We start from the raw sequence: 20,644 nt of genomic DNA, 5'->3' as shown, positions 1-20,644 counted from the left end.
ATTTTTTAAAATGTAAAAATAAATTTATGGATTTGATATGATTAAAGTAGACGGCACATCAGACAGCCAAAGACTTTTGGTATCGATAAGCCCTCGCCAGCTTTTACTGCTGATAAGCATTAAATCCTGGGCATTTAAAAATTCTTTTTCAATTTTCTTCTCATTATACAGGGTGATGTGATTGGGTGCTACCTGTTCTATACTTCTGATCAGTTCTTTTACTTCGATATTATTACGGATCTGTCCGGCAACATCAAGAATGATAATCTGAGAATTGTTATTATTAATTAATCTTTTGGCATATTCAAGCAGGTAAAAATCGCTTAAATTAAAAATAGGAACAAATACTTTGTCGGCAGTTTCAAATCCCTTTTCCACTAAAACTCCTACGGGAATATTGGTTTTGTCCAGAATCTGCAGCGTAAAATCGTCAAAAGGAGAGTTGTTGAAAATATTTCCTTTTCCTTTTACGGTGTTTAACAGTTTTTCAGGATTAATGATTTTGGTGGTAAAACCTAAGAGCCGGCCCAATAAGCTTCCTTCGTACATTGATTTTCCAAGCATGATCAGGAGAAGGTCATAATTTCCTTTATTGGTTATATTGGCGAGATCACTTTCAACATCTGTTGAGGCTTTGAAAAGGGTAGTGACTTTCAGTTTTAATTCATGTGAAGTTTCAATAACATTTTTGAACTGTTCTTTTTCAAAATGATCTATATCAAAAGCATGAAGCTCATCTACCGGAGCGATATTCATGGCTGTCACTGTTTTGTTTCCATTCATTTTACGGGTAAAATTATCGGCAAGCTTCAATAATGTACTTCCGGATTTTGCGGTTTCGAAAGATAAAAGAACCCTGTATTTTGCATCATTTTCTTCTTGCTCTTCCTCGATCATTGATTTTTTTCCTTTAAAAAGATAATTGATGAGATCGAGACAAGGGCCAGTCATAAAAGTTGTAAATAATGCCATGATTACAAGCATTGCAAACAATTCCGGACCTAAAACCCCTAAATCATAACCAATATTAAGGACAATAAGCTCTGTAAGACCTCTGGTATTCATTAATGCACCGATGGTGAGGCTGTCTTTCCAGCTTATTTTCAGGAATTTTGCGGTGAGTGCACTTCCTACAAATTTTCCGGTAACGGCCGTTAAAATAATAAAGCCGCCTATTTTCCAGAGGTGAGGGTCATTTAATAATCCAATCTGGGTTCTTAATCCGGTAAATACAAAGAAAAGAGGAAGCAGTAAAACCAATGCAACATCTTCTACTTTTTCTACGAAAAGGTTTCTGAATTTTACATTTTCCGGCATTACAGCGCCTGCCATAAATGCTCCGAAAAGTGCATGAATCCCGATAACTTCAGTAGCGTATGATGAGATGATCAGGATCAGGAAAAATACGGCAACCAGTCCTTTGTTGATAAAGCCTTTTCCTTTCTGTGATTCGGCGATCCTGTTTAAGAATGGTCTTACGGCTTTTATCATAATGAAAACATACAGAATGGCCATTAAAATAACGAATAGAGATCCGGAAAAAGATCCGGCTTTTACAATGGCAATTACTGCTGCCAGGATACACCAGGCGGTAATATCATCTGCTGCTGCACAGGTAATCACTACGGTTCCTATTTTTGTTTTGTGCAAATTTCGTTCCTGAACAATTCTTGCCAGAACAGGAAATGCCGTAATACTCATTGCAATGGCTATAAATAAGGCAAATGAGCTGAACTGAATTCCGTCCGGTGCAAATTCCTTATAAATAAAATACGAAAGCCCGACTCCCAGTGCAAAAGGGATAATAATACTTGCATGACTGATCACTACGGCATCGTGGGCTTTTTTTCTCAGAACGCTCAGGTCAAGTTCCATTCCGACAATATACATGAAGAGAATCAGACCGATCTGGCTCAGGAACTGTAAGTTACCCAATGATTCTTTTGGAAAAATAAAAGCCGATAATTCCGGAAAATAGAGTCCGAAAAGGGAAGGCCCCAGAACAATACCCGCAATCATTTCACCAATTACGGATGGCTGCTTTAATTTTATGCAAATCCATCCGAAAAGTTTTGCAACCAGGATAATGGTAACAATCTGTGCAAGAAGAAGGGCTAAAGGATGATGGAGATTCGTTAAAAATGCATCCGCGAAGTTTTCCCACATCGTTGAGCCTGTGGTTTTACTTGGGGCAATGTTTTCTCCAATTTCCAATGTTTTCCCTTCAATAAAAAACCAATACATCAAACATGAAAAAAAGGTTATTGTAGCCACATAGAATATAATATTCCTGTATTTTCCCAAATTCATAACTCCTTATTTTAAGGTGTAAATTTCCTAAGAATATATGAATTGATACCTATTCAATTTCTTAAAATGTAACCAATGCTATAAATAATGTAATAAAACCTGTTTGAATAATATCCAGGACAAAAGTACAAAGTACACAGACAAATCTTTAAAACAAGAGGAAGGTAAAAGCGGCTCATTTATACAGCAAAAAAGGAATTCTGTGAATGATCTATTTTCCGAACATTTCCAGCAATGCACTTTTGTAAGTATCACCGATCTGCAGTTTCAGAAAGTTTTCTCCATCAACGGATAAGGTGGTAATAATTTCGTTGGTTGAAAAAACTTTGATGGAGGATAAAGCGATGATCTCTTTTTTGTTGACCTGGGCAAAATCTTTGGCAGGAAGCATTTTCAGAAGATTTTTAAAACTGAGGTTTTTCAAAACGATCATTGTATTGTCATTCAAGATGATCTCTTTATCACGGCTGTCGATCTCCGAAGTTTTGATATAAGTGATCTGGTGTGTGAAAATAATGGTTTTACCGATATTGGTATTCCATTCAATAAATTCTTTTTTGTGGGAAGCGTCAACCGATTCTTTGGCTTTATCAAAGGCCTGTACCAGCCGTTCTTTTTTTATGGGCTTTCTTACGTAGTCAATGACGTTTAAATCAAATGCTTCGGCAGCATATTCTTTATAAGCGGTAGTGAAAATGATTTTTTTTGAACCTGAGATTAATTCTGCCACCTGTAAACCTGTCATTCCCGGCATTTCAATATCCAGAATGCAGACATTACAATCGATGTTGTCGATTTCATTAAGAAAAACTTTAGGATCATTGAATGCTTTTACAACTTCTACATGGTCGATCTGCTCACAGAGAAGCTTTAAATAGCTTATCGCCAGCAATTCATCATCAAGAATAACGCATTTTATCATAGAATTCTCCTAAATTGATTTTTAATTCTGCCGTGAAGATACCGTTTTTTGAACTTTTAGTCAGTTGATAATAATTGTTATAAATCATTTTCAGCCTTTGATCTAAAGACTGGCTTCCGAACCCGCTTTTCTCTTTCTCAAGGATGTTTTTCAGTGAAGCTTTGTTGCTCACCCGCATGAGGAAAACGCGGTCTTCAAGCTCCATCTGAATGGAAATAAATGAATCCTGCGCCAGAAAATCGGTGTGCTTAAAAGCATTTTCAATCAGGTCGACAGAGATCAACGGGGCAAAAACTTTTTCTTCATACAGGTCATCCGATTTATTGATCTTAGATTTGATCCTGAAATCAAAGAGTGGATTTACCTTGATTTTATTGATCTCGATCAGACTCAGTGCGAAATTAAGTTCTTCTTTCGGGCTTACAAACTTATTGTTGCTTTCGTATAAAATATAATCCAGTACGTTTGCCAGTTTATCCAGTGACATATATGTTTGGTAGGCATGAGACTGAACAGAATTCAATATATTTTTAAATAAATGCGGATTCAGCTTGGTACCGATATGCTCCAGCTGTACCTCATTCAATCTTTGCTCGATGATTTTATTGGTTTCAGCTAATTTGGTATTTCGCTGCCTGAATTTTTTATTTTGGGCAAACAGATAAATACCTACGGTCAGAAAAAAGAAAATAGCAAAAACTCCAATGAATATCAGATAATCATGAATCATGTAGTAATTGCCTTCCATGGAAATGTCTTATTTAAGTTTTTTCAGGCCGTTCAGCGTTACGGTTTCTTCACATTTTTCGAAAGTGATCTCATATTTAGGACTTTTTTCAGGATAGATCAGCAGATAATCCGGGCACGGTTTTTTTTGTGCGTGGCTTCTGTCGAAATCTACTTTTCCTTTTGTAATGATGCTGTCTTTAAGGAATTTTTCATCGATTTTATAGGTATCCATTTCGTTTTTAAAACTTTCAGAATACTTAAAATCTTTGGAAAGGGTTTCTGCAATTACGCGGCTGTTGGGTAAATATCCGCTGCAGCTTGCTCCTTTTTTGTTTAATATAAAGAATACAATGACCAGCCCTGGAATAAGACCAATCATATAAAATTTCAGTTTTTTCATTAGAAAATTAAAAGATTGATATCGTGATAAGTAAGTCCGAAACGGTCACAGATTATTTTTTTAGTGTGTCTGCCTTTGTACATGTACAAACTCTGTTTCATTTCATTTTTGCGGATCAGCATATTTTCAAATCCACCTTCTTCATCATAATTTAAAATATAGGAAAGGAAGAAGTTTGATATTGCTTTTGTAGTAGTTCTCGGCATTTTTGAAGTAAGGTTCGGAAGTCCGCAATGAATGACTCCGTGCTTGATGATATAAGGTTCTTCCATAGTGGTAAGCTCGGAAGTTTCGATTACTTTGCCATTATCAATAGTAATGTCGATGATAACACTGCCTTTTTTCATTCTCATTACCATTTCTTCGGTAACAATAGGCTGCATATTTAATCTCGGAAGAGCTCCGATAACTACATCTGCACGTCTCAGGGCTTTGCCTAATTCTTTGGGATCAATAACTGAAGTCGGAACCCTGCTGTCTACAAGAGTATGAAGCCTTCTTAATTTAGATAAAGAATTATCAAAAACCCTTACGCTGGCTCCTAAACCAATGGCCGCTTTGGTGGCAAATTCACCTACAATTCCTGCTCCTAAAACAAGGACTTCGGTAGGTCTTACACCGGTAATTCCACCCAGCATCAATCCGTTTGACAGGGCCAGTAATTCTGAAGCGTATAAAATGGATACCGAACCTGCAATTTCGCCGACAAGCCTTACAAGGGCAAGCTGTTTATATTCATCAACGATAAATTCGAAAGCAATGGCATTGATCTTTTTATCTGCAAGCTTTAAGAAATATTCTTTATCTCTAAGGTTGATCTGTAATGCGGAAACCAAATAGGTATTCGGTTTCATATAATCAATTTCGTCTTCGGTAGGAGGATTGATTTTAAGAATTAAATCCTGACCGAAAGCTTCTTTCGGATCGTTTGTAATTTTTGCTCCCGACTCGGAATACTGTAAATCTGTAAAAAAAGAACCTTCCCCGGCTCCGGCTTCTATGATGATTTCATGGCCATGCTCTACCAATACTTGTACCGCATCGGGTGTAATACATGTTCTTCTTTCATGAAGACAGGTTTCTTTCGGAATACCAATGCTGAATTGTTTTCCTTTCTTTATAACCTCCAACTTTTCCTCTTTCGGCATCAATTCTTCTTCAGTAAAAGGAGTAAAAATGTTTGTAGTACTCATCCTTAAATTTAATTATATCTTACAGGCAATTATTTTACAATTGAATTCATTGAGCAAAGATACATAATATTTAATCGAATGAGACCTCCCGGTTTTCTCCGGTATTGATGATGCTCATTGTGTGGTAATTAAGCCCGTAGAGCTCTTCTTCATATACTTCCGGCCATTCTATGATGCACAGAAAAGCATTGTCAAGATACTCTTCAATTCCGATGTCGTAGACTTCTTCAATATTTTTCAAACGGTAAAGATCAAAATGATAAATTTTTCCTTTGGGTGTATTATATTCATTAACGATAGAATAAGTGGGAGAGCTTACCTCATCTGAGGTTCCTAAATTTTTAAGCAAAAACTGCGTAAAGGTGGTTTTCCCTGCCCCCAAATTCCCTTTTAACAGGAAAATATTATGCTTTAATTGCGGAATAATCTGGTCGACAATACTTTGCCAGTCTTCGATACTTTTTATATTGAATTGCATAAAAGTAATTTGGTGCAAAAATAGTGATTTTTTAGAGTTGAGGCTTCAAACTTTCTTACACTCAAAACTCTCAAATTTTCCTTATTTTTACATCATGATTTCCAAACAGACCATAGATAAAATATTCTCCACAATCAGGGTTGAAGAGATTGTGGGTGAATATGTGCAGTTGAAAAGGGCAGGGTCTAATTATAAAGGGCTGAGCCCGTTTCATGATGAAAAATCGCCAAGTTTTGTAGTTTCACCAAGTAAGCAGATCTGGAAAGATTTCTCAACCGGAAAGGGAGGAACGGCAATTTCTTTTCTGATGGAAATTGAAAACTTCACTTATCCTGAAGCACTTCGTCATGCTGCCAAAAAATACGGAATTGAAATTGAAGAAGATCAGCGTGAGTTCTCTGAGGAAGCTAAAAATGCACAGTCTGAGAAAGATTCACTGTATAAGATTCATGAAATAGCCAATGACTTTTTTCAAAATTTCCTCTGGGAAGTTGATGAAGGAAAAAATATCGGGCTTGCTTATTTCAGGGAACGTGAGCTTAAGGATGATATTATCAGGAAGTTTCAGCTTGGATATTCTCCCGAAAAGAAAAATGCCTTTACAGCTTATGCTTTAGACAAAGGATATAATAAAGAAATTCTTGAAAAATCAGGGCTTTCCATTTTTCCTGAAAATACACCTTCGGGAGTAGACCGTTTCCGGGAAAGGGTGATATTCCCGATTCACAGTTTTTCCGGGCGGGTTCTGGGATTTGGAGCCAGAATCCTGAAAAATAATGTCAAAACAGCGAAATACCTCAATTCTCCGGAGACGGAAATTTATCATAAATCAAATGTCCTTTACGGGCTGAATCAAAGTAAGCAGGCTATTTCAAGAAAGAATGTCTGTCTTTTGGTGGAGGGATATATGGATGTGATTTCACTTCATATGTCCGGGATTGAAAACGTGGTGGCAAGTTCCGGAACATCTCTAACAACGGAGCAGATCAAGCTTATTAAAAGACTTACGGAAAACGTAACGATTCTTTTCGACGGAGATAATGCCGGGATTAAGGCCAGTTTCCGAAGCATAGATATGCTGCTCACAGAAGGGATGAACATCCGTGTCTTGCTTTTCCCTGAAGGTGATGACCCGGATTCCTTTTCAAGAAAGCATCCGCAGGATTATGTGGAAAAATTCATCGAAAATGAAGCGATGGATTTTATTGATTTTAAGGCTGAAATCCTTTTAAAAGAAGCAGGAAACGATCCTATCAAGAAAGCTGAAGCCATCCGGAATATTGTAAAATCGGTTGGTTTTGTACAAAATGCCCTGAAAAGAGAGGTGTATCTTAAAGAGGTTTCCAATAAATTCGGACTTTCTGAGCAAAGCTTGTTCAATGAACTTGATGTTCAGAAGCAGATCACACAAAACCAGACACAGCACGTTCAGCAAAAGGAAAATGCTCCTGCCAAAATGGAAATTGTTCCTTTGGATGAGGATAAAGGTGATCCGTTTTTGTATGATGTTTTATTTATGGAAAGCAAGCTTGTCGATCATATGCTGATGTTTGGTGACATTGTTTTGAACAGGAAGGATGAGAAAAACGGAGATTACCAAATAACGGTTATTGAAGAAATCCTGCATCATTTTGAAGAGGAAAACTATGAGTTTCTGGTGAAGGGAAATGAAATTATCATCAATCAGGTGAAAGAAGGTATTGAGAAAGATGAGCTCAGAAGCGGAAGTTTTTTTGTATCTTTTATGGAGGAAGAAATTACCTCTAAGGTTGTTGATGCCCTGATTCCTTTGGATGAGCTTGAAAACTGGTCTTCCAGGAATATTTATCCCCCGAATTACGGAGACAAAATAGCAGAACAGGTACAGGGAGATGTCCTGTTGCACAAATACAGGTATATTGACTATCTGATCAAAGAAACCAGTCGGGAGCTTGATGAGCACCGGGACCAGGATGAAACTAAATATTTTGAGCTGTTAAAAAAAATTACATTGCTGAAGCAGGTTTCCATGAAACTAAGTGATATTATTGAATATTCTCCGATAAAAGGTATTTATGGAGGCAGTAAAAAGTAGTTTACAGACAAACTGTTGCTCAATAAGTTTCCCGGCTATGACAAAAAGTCCTATAAAATTTTAGGAATAAAAGTTGTAATTTAAATTTCAGATAAATTGTAAATTAATACAAATAGAAATATGGACATTAAAAAAGAATTCAGAGATTTCTCTGTAAAGCATTTAGGAAACAGCGGTCTGGTTACCGATCAGTATATGGGAATGTATGGTCCAACGAATCTTACGCCGTACATTATGGAAGAAAGAAGATTAAACGTAGCTCAGATGGACGTTTTTTCACGTTTAATGATGGACAGAATCATCTTCCTGGGAACAGGTATTGATGATCAGGTTGCCAATATCGTTACGGCACAGCTTTTATTCCTGGAAAGTGCAGATCCTTCAAAAGATATTCAAATTTATATCAACTCTCCTGGTGGTAGTGTATATGCAGGATTGGGGATTTATGACACCATGCAGATCATTAAGCCTGATGTAGCAACAATCTGTACGGGTATTGCCGCTTCAATGGGAGCTGTATTACTGGTTGCCGGAGAAAAAGGAAAACGTTCTGCGCTTAAACATTCAAGAGTAATGATTCACCAGCCTTCAGGAGGTGCTCAAGGGGTAGCTTCAGATATGGAGATCAACTTAAGAGAAATGTTGAAATTAAAGCAGGAGCTTTATGATATTATTGCAGAGCATTCAGGGCAGACTTATGAGTGGGTTGAGAAATCTTCTGACAGAGACTACTGGATGACTTCTGAGGAAGCTAAAAACTACGGAATGGTAGATGAGGTTTTACAAAGATCTAAAGAGAAGAAATAATTTTCTTTAAAATATGGATAAAAGCGTACCTGTTGGTGCGCTTTTTTGTTTTTATACCAGGGATTATCAGAAAGATAAAGTTCCGTCCTTTCAAGTAATGAATAAAGTGGATTGGGAAATTTTAACCATTGATTTAACAAATTTACACGGATAATTAGCTTACCAAGTTTAAGTAATTGTAAATGAAAATTTAGACAACTATCTAAAAGTGTTCGCCCTAGGAGACTGAAGCGTTAAGAAAATAAATTTTGTGAACGTTAAGAAAATTCTGGTGTTTGAGCACGGCTGAAAAATGATATAAAATATTAATCATAAATCCGTGCGAGTTTAGAATTTTTAGAGAACAAACTTTATTTTTAGCGTAAGGATCCAGTCTTGAATTTTTGTTTCTTTTGTTTTAAGACAAAAGAAAGGATTAAAATTATAAAAGTCCAAAAGGTTTAAGTCTGTTTTTTATGGTGGATTTGACTTCGTCGAACTTACGTTTTACAAATTTATACAGACGTTATCTGGATTTTATCCTATTTAGGCTTAAATAATTAATATTTAAAACACATTTATTATTCCATTCAAGATCAGTTCACAATAGCTCTCTACATTCGCAGTCACAAAAAGTTCATATGAAAAAACTTCTGTTATCTGTTTTGATGCTTACTGCTGTTATGGCCTGTAAGGATGATGACAACATCAATAATAATGATATCAACTATTCTAAATTACCCCAGGAATTTCCTTTTAATGTCCTGACCACAATAAACGGTGTAGAGGTAATAAACGGTGGATTCGGTTCCGGAGCAACGGCACATCCTACGAGAAAAGGTGAATTTTATGTAATCACCGATCGTGGTCCGAATACAGCCTATCAAAACGGGATAAAATTCTCAGCTCCTAATTTTACCCCTACCATCATGCATTTTAAAATCAATGCAGAAGGAAATATTGAGGTGATCAAATATATTAAACTTAAAAATCCTTCCGGACAGCCTATAACAGGGCTTCCAAATCCCGCAGGAATGGGAAGCACAGGTGAGACGGCTTATGATGTAAACGGAAATCCTTTAGGAACGGATAACTACGGACTCGACAGTGAGAGTATTGTAGCTGCTGCAGACGGTACATTCTGGGTTTCCGATGAATACGGTCCGCATATCGTTCATTACAGTGCTGAAGGAGTGGAAATGGAAAGGATAAGCCCTATCGGAGTAAATACAGGAAACAGAAAGCTACCCGCTGTTTTAGCGAAAAGAAGGCCAAACAGAGGTATGGAAGGGATGTGTATGACCCCGGACGGAAAAATGCTGGTAGGTACCATGCAATCGACAATGTATGTTCCTACAAAAGCTTTAGCAACCAATACAACACTGACAAGAATTGTAACTTTTGACCTTGCAACAGGACAGACAAAACAATATTTATATAAACAGGACGGCGGTGCCTCCGATTCTGTATGTGATATCACGGCGATCAGCAATAATGAATTTCTGGTGATTGAGAGAGACGGTAATTTCGGATCTAAGGGCGGAATTAAAAAAGTATACAGAATTAATCTGACAGGCGCTTCAGATGTCAGCGGAACAGACCTTGCAGCTGTTGACGGATTGAAAATTAACGGTAAAACCCTTGAACAAAGCAGCTGGGATGAAATTTCAGCAGCCGGGTTACAGCCGGTTTCTAAAACTTTAGCAGTGGATCTGGTCGCAAAAATAGGATACGAGCACGATAAATTTGAGGGAATTGTTTATTTGGGCAATAATAAATTAGCCGTTTTCAATGATGATGATTTTGGTGTAGTAGATGATGGAAACGGAAATCCGAAAACAAAAATTCTTCCTAAGACAGGAAAACAGGATAAAGGAACGATGTATATAGTCGATATTCAGTAATTAGATTTTGTAAAAGCTGTTTCAAATTTTTTGAAGCAGCTTTTTTTAGCTTTTCAGTTGTGGATAATTAAAACTGATAGGTGAATTTTTTATTCCCACGGATTTTACAGATGTACACAGATGTTTATGGTTTGAATTGTGGATATTTTGTGGACTTTAGTCCGCTTGACAATTAAACGGATCTTTAACGGCTTTAACCAAAACTAAAATTGATTTAAACATTAAGAAAATTGAAGATTTTAAGTTGAGTTAAGAAATATCTCGCGATATTTTAAGCAGGGTTTTATGACTGAAATTATCTGGAAAGAAGCTGTAAGATCTGCGAGAGAAAATAAAAATTCTATTCAATAGGAGCGGGCTTTAGCCCGCTTAACAATTAAAAAAAACAATATTTAATGGCTTTAGCCTAAATCTAAGATTGATTTAAACATTAAGAAAATTGAAGATTTTAAGCTGAGTTAAGAGATATCTTGCGATATTTTAAGCAGGGTTTTATGATTGAAATTATCAGGAAAGAATCTATTATAAGAGAAAATAAAATTCAAATTCAATAGAAACGGGCTTTAGCCCGTTTAATAAGTAATTTTCTTCCAATGGCTTTAGCCGAAACTTATAAAAGTTTTTTGCAAAATAAAAGACTGCCTATATGAAGACAGTCTTTTTATTTTTATGAAAGATTTTATGAATTAAAAGCCTCAATAATTTTAGAGAAATCCTCCAGTTTTAAAGCCGCTCCGCCGATCAAACCACCATCGATATCCGGTTGGGAAAAAATTTCCTTTGCATTATCCGGCTTTACAGAACCTCCGTAAAGGATTGAAACCTCATCAGCAACTTCCTGCCCGTATTTTGCAGCAATAATGTTTCTGATATGGGCGTGAATTTCCTGAGCCTGCTCCGGGCTTGCCGTTTCTCCGGTTCCGATGGCCCAGACAGGTTCGTAAGCAATCACTACCTTTTTAATTTCTTCAGAAGAAAGGGTGAAAAGAGCTACTTCAGTCTGGTTTTTTACCACTTCCAGATGCTGTCCTGATTTTCTTTGTTCAAGGGTTTCACCATTACAGTAAACAGGGATCAAGCCTTTATCAAGCGCTAATTTGATTTTTCTGTTGCAGTGGGAGTCTGTTTCACCGTGATATTGTCTTCTTTCAGAATGTCCGATTAATGAACCGGTTGCATCGATAGATTCCAGCATGTCTGCAGAAATTTCTCCGGTATAAGCACCACTTTCATGCTCGCTCATATCCTGGGAGAAAACACCGATCTCATCTTTTTCGAAGATATCTTTTGCCATCATTAAATATAAAGACGGTGGTGCAATCCATACTTCACAGTTGGTCGTATTACTGTTTTTATAGCTTAGTAATTGAATCATTAATTGTTGAGCATCAATTACATTTTTGTTCATTTTCCAGTTTCCTGCAACTATTTTTCTTCTCATAGTTTATCTAAAATTATTGATTAATTCCTTCTAATTTAAACATAAAAGCATAGACCAGCGCTGTGTCTTTCAGATAATCAAACCTTCCTGAAGCACCGCCGTGGCCGTAAGCCATATCTGTTTTTAATAATAAAATATTTTTGTCCGTTTTCATATCCCTCAGTTTTGCCACCCATTTTGCAGGTTCAAAATATTGTACCTGAGAATCATGTAAACCTGTGGTCACCAAAATATTAGGATAATTTTTCTTTTCTATATTTTCATAAGGAGAATAGGACTTCATATAGAAATACGCGTCTTTATTATTCGGATTTCCCCATTCATCATATTCATTGGTCGTCAATGGAATGCTTTCATCCATCATCGTATTCACCACATCTACAAATGGCACCTGTGAAATAATGCCATTCCATAAATTCGGGCTCATATTGGTAACTGCTCCCATCAATAAACCTCCGGCGCTTCCTCCCTGGGCATACAAATGTTTTGGAGACGTATATTTTTCCTTCACAAGATATTCTCCGGCATCGATGAAATCGGTAAAAGTATTTTTCTTTTTCATCATTTTACCGTCCTCATACCATTGTCTTCCCATTTCCTGGCCACCGCGGATATGAGCAATCGCAAAAGCAAAACCTCTGTTCAGAAGACTCAGTCTTGTACTGCTGAAAGTAGCATCCATAGAATTTCCGTAAGATCCGTAAGCATAAAGCAGAAGCGGACTGTTTCCGTCTTTTTTATATCCTTTTTTATAAACAATGGAAATCGGGATTTTTGTACCGTCCTTTGCGGTAGCAAAAAGCCTTTCGGTGGTATAATTGTTTTTATCATACCCACCCAGAACTTCCTGTTGTTTTAATAAAGTTCTTTTTCCTGATTTTAAATCCTGCTCAAACTGAGAGCTCGGTGTGATCATGGAAGTATACCCGAAACGGAAATTATCCGTATTATATTCCGGGTTTCCTGCCGGATAAACGGTATAGGCGGGTTCTTCAAATTTTAAGAATTCTTTTTTACCGGTTTTTCTGTCGTAGATAACCAATTGTGAAAGTCCGTTTTGTCTTTCGCTGAAAACCAGATAATTTTTAAATTCACTGATTCCTTCCATCAACACATCTTTTCTGTGCGGAATGAAATCTTTCCAGTTTTCAACGCCTGTTTTATCCAAAGGGGTTTCCATGACTTTGAAATTAAGGGCATCTTTATTGGTGGTAATTAAGAATTTATCTTCCAATGCAGTTACGTCATATAAAACATCCTTCATTCTCGGCTGGAAAACTTTGAAAGTTCCGTCAGGATTATTGGCATCCAGGTATCTGGTTTCGGAAGAAGTGGTAGCACTGGAAACGATTAAGATAAACTTTTCATTTTTCGTCTTCCCGACACCAATGTAGTTGGTTTTATCTTTTTCTTCGTACACTACAACATCTTTAACAGGATCTGTTCCCAACGTATGTCTTTTGATCTTTTCAGATAAAAGAGTTACGGGATTGTTCTCCGTATAAAAAATAGTTTTATTATCATTGGCCCATGTCGCGCTTCCGCCGGTATTTTTGATACCTAGATCCATGGTTTTTCCTGTAGATAAATCTTTCAGAAATAGCTTATATTGTCTTCTGGAAACATCATCTACGCCATAGACTATTTTATTGTTATCAGGACTTATGCTGAATCCTGAAGCTGAATAATACGGATGTCTTTCGGCAAGCTGGTCAACATCCAAGATAATTTCTTCGGGAGCATTAAGGTTTCCTTTCTTTCTGCAATATTTGAAATACTGTTTTCCGGTTTCTGTTCGGGTATAGTAATAATATCCGTTTTTAAAAGTTGGGACAGATTCATCTTTTTCTTTGATTCTGGCTTTCATTTCCTGAAAAAGCTTATCCCTGAAGGGTTCCGTATCTTTCATCATCCCTTCCCAATAGCTGTTTTCCGCTTTTAGGTAGTTAACAACTTTTGTGGAATCTTTTCCTTTTTTGAAATAATCGATCATCCAGTAATAGGGATCGTTTACTTTATCGCCGTGTATTTCTCTGATATGTTCCTGTTTTTCAGCAATGGGAGCTTTAAGATCAGGAAATTTCTGAGCTTGAGTTGTAGAAACAGTCATGATTAATAATCCTAAATAAAATTTTTTCATTGTCATATTTTGTTTTGGTATAAGTGGTTATTCCAGATGCCACATATTTTTCAAAAGCTTATAAAAAGTATGCTCTTCATCAGTCACTTTATGGTCGGCTTTGATCAGGCTCTTAGCAAATTTTGCGAAATTTATACGTTCTTCTTCTGTAGAATCATCATGAAAGCATCGGGCATGAAACTCAAAGTGATCTTTCCATTCTTCAGGCTGAAGTAAAGCAATGGTTTCCAGCTCATTGTCCAGATTCATTTTAAAAGGAAACTCATCTGCGAGATATTGCTGAATAAGCATTCCTTCTTCAGGAGCAAATTCTCCGTCAACAGAAGAAAGGATCATTAATAAATGGTAACCGGCGATGGGCTTATTTGATTTTTGCATGAGTAGGTTTAATTTTGATAGTTGATAGTTGATAGTTGATAGTTTGGGTGAATTATTGATTATTGACAATTAACCATTCACCATAACTGTTCTAATTTATTTAATAAAATCCTTTGCAGGCTGTTTGTCTATGATTTTTCCGTTTTGTAAGATCAGTACAAACGGATTGCTTCTGGCTATGGTTTTTATAGCCGTTCCGTCCATCATTGCATTCTTAATGGTTTTAAAAGTATTCTGATCTGTTGAAACGCCATAAATAACGGCTCCTTTCTGAGCATTTACTTTTGCCTCAACTTTTTGTAGAAGGTCAGCCGGAACATCTTTCGGATGATAGGAGAAAACTAAAACAGCTTTCGGGGCTCTGATGATTTCTTCCGTAAGTTCGATTCCGGTAGGATCTTCTATTTTAAATTTAACGATCTCAGATTTATAACCTTCTTTTACCAGAACAGATTCATTTTTTCCTTCTTCGATTTTCCATGGAGAGCCTTCTGCCCAGTATTTGGTTTCTTTAATATAATCGTCCTGATTAACCTTTAGAACTTCTCCTGTTTTCTGGTTTTTAAGGGAGTAAAAAGTTTTGTATTCAGACGGATTTTTAGCAATTTTTTCTTTTTCACTCTTAATATCCGTTCCGATCTTATAATCACGGAAATCAATTAACGGTTCGTGCATGATTCCCTGGGCCATAATGTAAATCATAACCAGTGAAAACAAGCCCAATATCCAGTATTTGAATTTGGATGGAGATTTTTTGGTGTTACTGTACTCATCCTTTTTCACAAAGTCTTTCCGGTACAAAACAAATAAAATAATTAAGCCTGCTAAAAGAACAACGTCCTTAATAAAGCTCTGCCAAGGAGTAAATTTGATGGCATCCCCAAAACATCCGCAGTCTGTTACCACATTATAATAGGCGGAATAAAAGGTAAGAAAACCGAAAAATATACAAAGTGCGATCAATGCTGAAAGGGTAAATTTAAGTTTCAGCTTTAATAAAAGCATAAATCCTAAGAAAAGTTCGAGTACCACTACAATTACAGAAAACAGAAGGGCAAATTTTTCAAAGAATGGCATATTGAAAACCGCAGGTGAAAAATATTCTTCCATTTTAAAGGAGAATCCTACCAGATCTACCGCTTTTACAAAGCCTGACAGAATAAAAATAACTGCAATAATGAAACGTAATAAACCTTTGATCATATTAAATAGTTTTGGGTTCGAAATTGTTTTCTTTTTCAGAGAATTTGATAAGACAGAATACGGCATAATTCAGCATGTCAAAATAATTGGCATCCAAACCTTCGGAAACGATCGTTTTTCCCTGGTTATCTTCAATCTGCTTTGTTCTGAGAACCTTCTGATAAATAAGATCTGTAATTGATGAAATCCTCATATCTCTCCAGGCTTCCCCGTAATCATGATTTTTTTTCTCCATTAAAGCTTTGGCTTCGTTGGCATATTTGTCATAAAGACTTAAAATCTCGATATTATTTTCGTTAAAATCATTGGAAAGGCCTTTCTCAAGCTGAATCAATCCGATGATAGAGTAGTTCACAATAGCGATGAATTCATCTTCCTCATTCTCATCCACCATTCTTTTATCAGTCATTTGCAACGTACGGATTCTGTTTACTTTAATGTAAATCTGGTCTGTAATGGAGCTTGGTCTTAACACCCTCCATGCAGCACCGTAATCCTGCATTTTTTTACTGAAAAGATCCCGGCACTGAGCAATAACTTTCTGGAACTGTATTGAAGTTTTTAACATAAATTCTCTTAATCTTTCAAATATACGAATTCGGTTTTAGGTAGCGGGAATGAGGGGTTAGATTTTTGAAGAGCAAATGAGTTATGAGTTATGAATTATGAGTTGAGAGTTGAGAGTTGATGGTTGAGAGTTAATTCGTGAGCTGAAAAATTCACCATTCACCATTCACGATTGACCATTGATCTTTTAGCATTTCATTTTAAAATTCATAACTCATAACTCATAACTCATAATTCATAATTCATAACTCATAATTCATAACTTATAATCCATAACTCACAAAACTTTTTAATTTTGCAATATGCGAAATCATTTATCATCCATCAATACCCATTCATTAAACTGTAACGGTAAATTAATCGATCTGGATATCCCAAAAATCATGGGAATTTTAAATCTTACTCCGGATTCGTTTTCGGATGGCGGAAAGTTTAATAATGAAAAATCGGCTTTACAACATACTGAGAAGCTGTTAAAAGAGGGTGCTGAAATTATCGATATCGGTCCGCAGTCTACACGTCCTAATGCAGAGTTTTTAAGTAGTACAGAGGAAATAGAGAGAATTGGAACAACCATTTCCCGGATTAAAAAAGAATTTCCCGAAGCTTTAATCTCTTTGGATACTTTTTATTCGGAAACGGTGAGGTTCGGTTTTAATGAAGGAATTGATATGATTAATGATATTTCAGGTGGACAGTATGATGACAAAATGTTTGATGCTGCAGCTGAAACCGGACTTCCTTACATCCTGATGCACGTTAATCCGTCTTATGAAACAATGCATGATAAAACCAAATTTGAAGACATTACCCTGGAAGTTAACCGGTATTTTTCAGAAAAAACCAACGAACTGCTGCAAAAAGGGGTAAAAGATATCATTCTGGATCCCGGTTTCGGATTTGGAAAAACTGTTGAAGACCAGATGAAAATGATTGATGAGGTAGAATATCTCGGGTTTGAAAAATTTCCTTTATTAATTGGTATTTCACGAAAATCATTCATTTATAAACCTCTCGGAAAATCTCCTTTGGATATTAACGAAGAAACCCAGAAACTTCATATGAAAGTTCTGCAACAGGGAGCAAAAATCCTGAGGGTTCATGATGTTGCTGAAGCGAAAAAAACGGTGATGAGTTATAAGTTGTAAGTTATGAGTTATAAATTATGAGTTTTTAAAATGTCAATGGTCAATCGTGAATTGTGAATGGTGAATGGTGAATGGTGAATTTTTCAGAACGCGAATTAACTCTCAACCATCAACTCCCAACTTATAATTCATAACTCATAACTTATAATTCATAACTCTAAAAACCATTCAGCTTCTCAGAAAACTGTTTCGAAAATTCCTTTCTGTCTTCTTCCAGCTTTTCCTGTTCTGTTGGCAGAATGTAGTTGAAAAGGATTTTGTCTTCGTGATCGAGGAAGATAATTTCTTTTTCATTTCCGTCGATCATCTGGGCGAAGATTTCCCACATTGAGGTGTCTTTTAATTTTAATAATTCAAAAAACTGATCTGCTTTTATTTCTATTTTTTGCATGTTGAGATTTTTAATTGTTGTTAACCACCCCGGCGAAAATTCTGAAAGAATTTTCGCCACCCCTCCGGAAGAGGGGAATTGAAAGGTGTTTAAAATTCCAATAGTTTTAATTTAAATTGTATGGCAAAATTCTGCTTAAAATTCGGGGTTGTATAATAACCTACCCTGTAAAATAATCCCAGGTTAAAGTAACTTGATAGAAAATTATTCCATTCTAAACCAACTTCCTGATAAAGGTGATCCAGTTTTTTAAACTGAAACTGATGGTATTCCGGATGTTTCATATCACCGATGGTTCCTCGTAAAACAAAGTCAAAGCTTGAAACATTCTGGCCGATACTTTTTAAATAGAAAGGGAGTTTATGAGTAAAATAATAAGCAATGAATTTATCATTATAGAATTTTCCGCCTTCCAGGGTTGCAAAACCAAGGTAAGAAGTAAGGTTGAAATTGATGTCTCTGCTCGGGGAAGCAAGACCGTTCATTGTGAAATTTTTCCATATCGGTGCATTTCCCAGCACCAGTCCGCCGTATAGTCTGAAACCTGTTGTTCCCAGCATGGTTTTAAAATTATGAACAAAAAGCGCATCAAAACGGGTGTAATTAAAATCTCCGCCCATTATTTTAAAACTTTGCTCGTAATTGAAATAAAGCTCGGGATATTTCTGATCAATAATTGATTTTCCCTGAGGAGTCATGATATTGGTGGAATTCGGTGAGAATTTCAGGGTAAACAAGGTGTTGAAATTTTCAAATGCAGGCCCGCGATTCCTGAACTGATAATCAAACATGGCTTCCTCAAAATTTCTTTTGGCTGCAAAAACAAGGGTAAGTCCGTTGGAGACATCATTCAGGTAAGATAAAGATGCTCCTCTGTAATGGAAATATTTATCATTATTAAGGTTATTTCCGTAATTCATCATCCGCATCTTAAAATTCCAGAGTCTTCTGTAAAATTCTCCTGATGCGGTTACATCATTATAATATTCAAGTCTGAAAAACGATTGCTTTTCGAGAGTGGTTTTCACATCAAGGCCGATTCCGTATTTCCATTTATCGTCTTTAAAACCGTATGCGAAGTAATAATCCGGGGAAAAGTAAGGGTTGAAGTTTTCATTAAGCTTGGCTTTCAAACCTACCCTGAATCCTTCATACAAGTTGTAGTTTACAATTTCATCCACAGCAAAATCGACAACTCCCACTCTGATCTGGCCATTGATCAGTCCGGTTAATATTTTGGCTTTATTATCAATATTATAGAGCTTTCCAAGACTATCGATGGTGGTATAGGTATTCTTTTCCCGCTCTGTCAAAGGATCGGTTCTGTATAAATCAAGCGATTTTCCGTCAGCATTTTTCACGGAGAAAGTATAACCCTGGAAATCTTTTGAATTTTCTTCGACGGGTGATTTGAAATCAAAATATTTTGACGTAAGAAATGCATAGGTTCCGAAGCTTCTCTTGTCTTTTTTGGGCAGGGCTTCTTTAGGCAGGTCTTTGTTTTCCTCTTCTTCCATATCCATTTTACTCATCCGGAGCCTTACCGTTTCATCAGAAAGAAACCATTTATTATTGTAGAAAATCCATGTGCTTGTAATAATTCCGTCATTTTTAATTTTGCTGAAATTTTCTATTTTCTTTATCCCGTACGTTTCCGTATCTATATAGATGGCGCCGTTGTATTTCCTCTTTTTATCCTTTTTTTTATAATTCACTTCACGGAAGCGAATGACGAAATTTTTTCTTCCGTCCAATTCGAGGGTATCGGTAAGGAAGAACCGGTATAAGCCTCTGTTTTCCTGTTTGATCTGATTCGGGATTTTATCCCTGTTGCTTTGCTGTAAAGCAATCATTTCATAGATCGGCTGTTTTAGCCCGGAGATTCTGTTATCGAGAATGTTGATTTTCTCGCCGTATTTTTTAGAATATAAAAATTCCTGGGCCCTTTCCCAGAGAAATAATTTACTTTTTGAAAAGATCTGTCTTGCAGAAATATTATTTATTGAGTCTTTCTCTCTCTTTTTTCTGAAAAGATTAGCATCATTAAAGAACTGGTTAAACTGGGAAATACTGTCCTCATCGATGTCGAGGGAAATTTTTTCATAAGATTTGTACGTATATGATCCCAGGCTTTTAGGTGAATTGTCCTTAAAATTCTGATTGACTTTTTTTAAAATATCCAATGCCCTCGGATCACTTTTGTCCTCAAGAGTTACCGTTTCAATAGTGGTGGTTTTAGAAGAGCTTCTAAACAGTGAGATCTTCATATTATCTTCTACCGGAGCGGTTTCTTTCTGATAACGGTCTGCCCGGATTTCAACACTTTTACATTGGGTTTTGAATTCTAAAATGCCCTGTGAATCTGTTTTGCCAATGATTTTACCACTGCAGAGAATTTCGGCTTGAGAAACAGGAGTTTTATCCGATTCATCAATAACGGTAATTTTTGATTGTGAATAACCAAAAACGGATGACCAGAAAAATATAATTAATAAAACCCTTTTCATGTAAAAAAACTTGTCAAAATTAATGATATTTCTTTTTTATAAAAAGCTTTTTACAAAGTATTGCTTTGGTTTT

At 36.2% G+C, this 20,644-nt stretch carries 18 protein-coding genes; 5 read left to right on the top strand and 13 right to left on the bottom strand.

Annotated features, from left to right (window positions below):
• Positions 1 to 24: 24 nt before the first annotated feature.
• The 6 genes from AB8P06_RS07315 to tsaE form a co-directional block, all read right to left on the bottom strand.
• Positions 25 to 2,310 (bottom strand): cation:proton antiporter, encoded by a 2,286-nt coding sequence (locus tag AB8P06_RS07315; RefSeq protein WP_369839958.1) that lies wholly within the window; start codon positions 2,308 to 2,310, stop codon positions 25 to 27.
• 211 nt (positions 2,311 to 2,521) lie between these two features.
• The gene (locus AB8P06_RS07310; protein ID WP_369839955.1) at positions 2,522 to 3,232 is read right to left on the bottom strand and encodes a LytR/AlgR family response regulator transcription factor; all 711 of its coding nucleotides are present in this window, start codon (positions 3,230 to 3,232) and stop codon (positions 2,522 to 2,524) included.
• Positions 3,210 to 3,980: a histidine kinase gene (locus AB8P06_RS07305; RefSeq protein WP_369839953.1), complete on the bottom strand. Its 771-nt coding sequence runs from the start codon at positions 3,978 to 3,980 to the stop codon at positions 3,210 to 3,212. Before AB8P06_RS07305 ends, AB8P06_RS07310 begins: the two co-directional genes overlap by 23 nt.
• A 9-nt stretch (positions 3,981 to 3,989) precedes the next feature.
• Positions 3,990 to 4,361: a hypothetical protein gene (locus tag AB8P06_RS07300; RefSeq protein ID WP_369839950.1), complete on the bottom strand. Its 372-nt coding sequence runs from the start codon at positions 4,359 to 4,361 to the stop codon at positions 3,990 to 3,992.
• Positions 4,361 to 5,554: an alanine dehydrogenase gene (locus AB8P06_RS07295; protein ID WP_369839947.1), complete on the bottom strand. Its 1,194-nt coding sequence runs from the start codon at positions 5,552 to 5,554 to the stop codon at positions 4,361 to 4,363. Before AB8P06_RS07295 ends, AB8P06_RS07300 begins: the two co-directional genes overlap by 1 nt.
• Positions 5,555 to 5,624: 70 nt before the next feature.
• On the bottom strand, positions 5,625 to 6,032 hold the full coding sequence (gene tsaE, locus AB8P06_RS07290; RefSeq protein WP_369839944.1) for a tRNA (adenosine(37)-N6)-threonylcarbamoyltransferase complex ATPase subunit type 1 TsaE: 408 nt from the start codon (positions 6,030 to 6,032) through the stop codon (positions 5,625 to 5,627).
• 94 nt (positions 6,033 to 6,126) lie between these two features.
• Here tsaE and dnaG point away from each other — a divergent pair, with 94 nt between their 5' ends.
• The 4 genes from dnaG (at position 6,127) to AB8P06_RS07270 (ending at position 10,796) form a co-directional block, all read left to right on the top strand.
• Positions 6,127 to 8,106, top strand: coding sequence for a DNA primase (dnaG, locus tag AB8P06_RS07285; protein WP_369839941.1), 1,980 nt, complete (start codon positions 6,127 to 6,129; stop codon positions 8,104 to 8,106).
• A gap of 120 nt (positions 8,107 to 8,226) precedes the next feature.
• Positions 8,227 to 8,913, top strand: a complete 687-nt coding sequence (gene clpP / locus AB8P06_RS07280; RefSeq protein WP_007842699.1) for an ATP-dependent Clp endopeptidase proteolytic subunit ClpP — start codon at positions 8,227 to 8,229, stop codon at positions 8,911 to 8,913.
• A 13-nt stretch (positions 8,914 to 8,926) separates the two neighbouring features.
• Positions 8,927 to 9,067 (top strand): hypothetical protein, encoded by a 141-nt coding sequence (locus AB8P06_RS07275; protein WP_369839938.1) that lies wholly within the window; start codon positions 8,927 to 8,929, stop codon positions 9,065 to 9,067.
• Between the two features lie 466 nt (positions 9,068 to 9,533).
• Positions 9,534 to 10,796, top strand: coding sequence for an esterase-like activity of phytase family protein (locus AB8P06_RS07270; RefSeq protein ID WP_369839935.1), 1,263 nt, complete (start codon positions 9,534 to 9,536; stop codon positions 10,794 to 10,796).
• A gap of 679 nt (positions 10,797 to 11,475) precedes the next feature.
• Here the strand turns inward: AB8P06_RS07270 and tpiA are convergent.
• The 5 genes from tpiA to AB8P06_RS07245 form a co-directional block, all read right to left on the bottom strand.
• The gene (tpiA, locus tag AB8P06_RS07265; protein WP_369839932.1) at positions 11,476 to 12,237 is read right to left on the bottom strand and encodes a triose-phosphate isomerase; all 762 of its coding nucleotides are present in this window, start codon (positions 12,235 to 12,237) and stop codon (positions 11,476 to 11,478) included.
• A 13-nt stretch (positions 12,238 to 12,250) separates the two neighbouring features.
• Positions 12,251 to 14,377, bottom strand: coding sequence for a S9 family peptidase (locus tag AB8P06_RS07260; RefSeq protein WP_369839929.1), 2,127 nt, complete (start codon positions 14,375 to 14,377; stop codon positions 12,251 to 12,253).
• Positions 14,378 to 14,404: 27 nt separating this feature from the next.
• Positions 14,405 to 14,755 carry a tellurite resistance TerB family protein gene (locus AB8P06_RS07255; protein ID WP_369839926.1) on the bottom strand — a complete coding sequence of 117 codons (351 nt, stop codon included), beginning with the start codon at positions 14,753 to 14,755 and terminating at the stop codon, positions 14,405 to 14,407.
• Between the two features lie 96 nt (positions 14,756 to 14,851).
• Positions 14,852 to 15,958 carry a BT_3928 family protein gene (locus AB8P06_RS07250; RefSeq protein WP_369839923.1) on the bottom strand — a complete coding sequence of 369 codons (1,107 nt, stop codon included), beginning with the start codon at positions 15,956 to 15,958 and terminating at the stop codon, positions 14,852 to 14,854.
• A gap of 1 nt (position 15,959) precedes the next feature.
• Positions 15,960 to 16,526, bottom strand: coding sequence for a DUF1599 domain-containing protein (locus AB8P06_RS07245; RefSeq protein ID WP_369839921.1), 567 nt, complete (start codon positions 16,524 to 16,526; stop codon positions 15,960 to 15,962).
• Positions 16,527 to 16,827: 301 nt separating this feature from the next.
• Between AB8P06_RS07245 and folP the strand changes: the two genes are divergently transcribed.
• Positions 16,828 to 17,673: a dihydropteroate synthase gene (folP, locus tag AB8P06_RS07240; protein ID WP_369839918.1), complete on the top strand. Its 846-nt coding sequence runs from the start codon at positions 16,828 to 16,830 to the stop codon at positions 17,671 to 17,673.
• A 157-nt stretch (positions 17,674 to 17,830) separates the two neighbouring features.
• Here folP and AB8P06_RS07235 read toward each other — a convergent pair whose 3' ends face one another.
• Complete coding sequence (locus tag AB8P06_RS07235; RefSeq protein ID WP_369839915.1) at positions 17,831 to 18,064, bottom strand: hypothetical protein; 234 nt, start codon at positions 18,062 to 18,064, stop codon at positions 17,831 to 17,833.
• An 89-nt stretch (positions 18,065 to 18,153) separates the two neighbouring features.
• Entirely contained in the window at positions 18,154 to 20,571 is a 2,418-nt protein-coding gene (locus AB8P06_RS07230; RefSeq protein ID WP_369839912.1) for a hypothetical protein, read from the bottom strand.
• Positions 20,572 to 20,644: the final 73 nt, after the last annotated feature.

The organism is Chryseobacterium tongliaonense (genome assembly GCF_041224435.1).
In the GTDB taxonomy this organism is placed as follows: Bacteria; Bacteroidota; Bacteroidia; order Flavobacteriales; family Weeksellaceae; genus Chryseobacterium; species Chryseobacterium tongliaoense.
The sequence above is the reverse complement of the archived record's forward strand: the minus strand, read 5'-3'. Positions and strand labels throughout refer to the sequence as shown.

Excerpts from the sequence above, each read along its gene's own strand:
- AB8P06_RS07315 (WP_369839958.1), bottom strand. The coding sequence starts at position 2,310 with ATGAATTTGGGAAAATACAGGAATATTATATTCTATGTGGCTACAATA.
- AB8P06_RS07310 (WP_369839955.1), bottom strand. The coding sequence starts at position 3,232 with ATGATAAAATGCGTTATTCTTGATGATGAATTGCTGGCGATAAGCTAT.
- AB8P06_RS07305 (WP_369839953.1), bottom strand. The coding sequence starts at position 3,980 with ATGGAAGGCAATTACTACATGATTCATGATTATCTGATATTCATTGGA.
- AB8P06_RS07300 (WP_369839950.1), bottom strand. The coding sequence starts at position 4,361 with ATGAAAAAACTGAAATTTTATATGATTGGTCTTATTCCAGGGCTGGTC.
- AB8P06_RS07295 (WP_369839947.1), bottom strand. The coding sequence starts at position 5,554 with ATGAGTACTACAAACATTTTTACTCCTTTTACTGAAGAAGAATTGATG.
- tsaE (WP_369839944.1), bottom strand. The coding sequence starts at position 6,032 with ATGCAATTCAATATAAAAAGTATCGAAGACTGGCAAAGTATTGTCGAC.
- dnaG (WP_369839941.1), top strand. The coding sequence starts at position 6,127 with ATGATTTCCAAACAGACCATAGATAAAATATTCTCCACAATCAGGGTT.
- clpP (WP_007842699.1), top strand. The coding sequence starts at position 8,227 with ATGGACATTAAAAAAGAATTCAGAGATTTCTCTGTAAAGCATTTAGGA.
- AB8P06_RS07275 (WP_369839938.1), top strand. The coding sequence starts at position 8,927 with ATGGATAAAAGCGTACCTGTTGGTGCGCTTTTTTGTTTTTATACCAGG.
- AB8P06_RS07270 (WP_369839935.1), top strand. The coding sequence starts at position 9,534 with ATGAAAAAACTTCTGTTATCTGTTTTGATGCTTACTGCTGTTATGGCC.
- tpiA (WP_369839932.1), bottom strand. The coding sequence starts at position 12,237 with ATGAGAAGAAAAATAGTTGCAGGAAACTGGAAAATGAACAAAAATGTA.
- AB8P06_RS07260 (WP_369839929.1), bottom strand. The coding sequence starts at position 14,377 with ATGAAAAAATTTTATTTAGGATTATTAATCATGACTGTTTCTACAACT.
- AB8P06_RS07255 (WP_369839926.1), bottom strand. The coding sequence starts at position 14,755 with ATGCAAAAATCAAATAAGCCCATCGCCGGTTACCATTTATTAATGATC.
- AB8P06_RS07250 (WP_369839923.1), bottom strand. The coding sequence starts at position 15,958 with ATGATCAAAGGTTTATTACGTTTCATTATTGCAGTTATTTTTATTCTG.
- AB8P06_RS07245 (WP_369839921.1), bottom strand. The coding sequence starts at position 16,526 with ATGTTAAAAACTTCAATACAGTTCCAGAAAGTTATTGCTCAGTGCCGG.
- folP (WP_369839918.1), top strand. The coding sequence starts at position 16,828 with ATGCGAAATCATTTATCATCCATCAATACCCATTCATTAAACTGTAAC.
- AB8P06_RS07235 (WP_369839915.1), bottom strand. The coding sequence starts at position 18,064 with ATGCAAAAAATAGAAATAAAAGCAGATCAGTTTTTTGAATTATTAAAA.
- AB8P06_RS07230 (WP_369839912.1), bottom strand. The coding sequence starts at position 20,571 with ATGAAAAGGGTTTTATTAATTATATTTTTCTGGTCATCCGTTTTTGGT.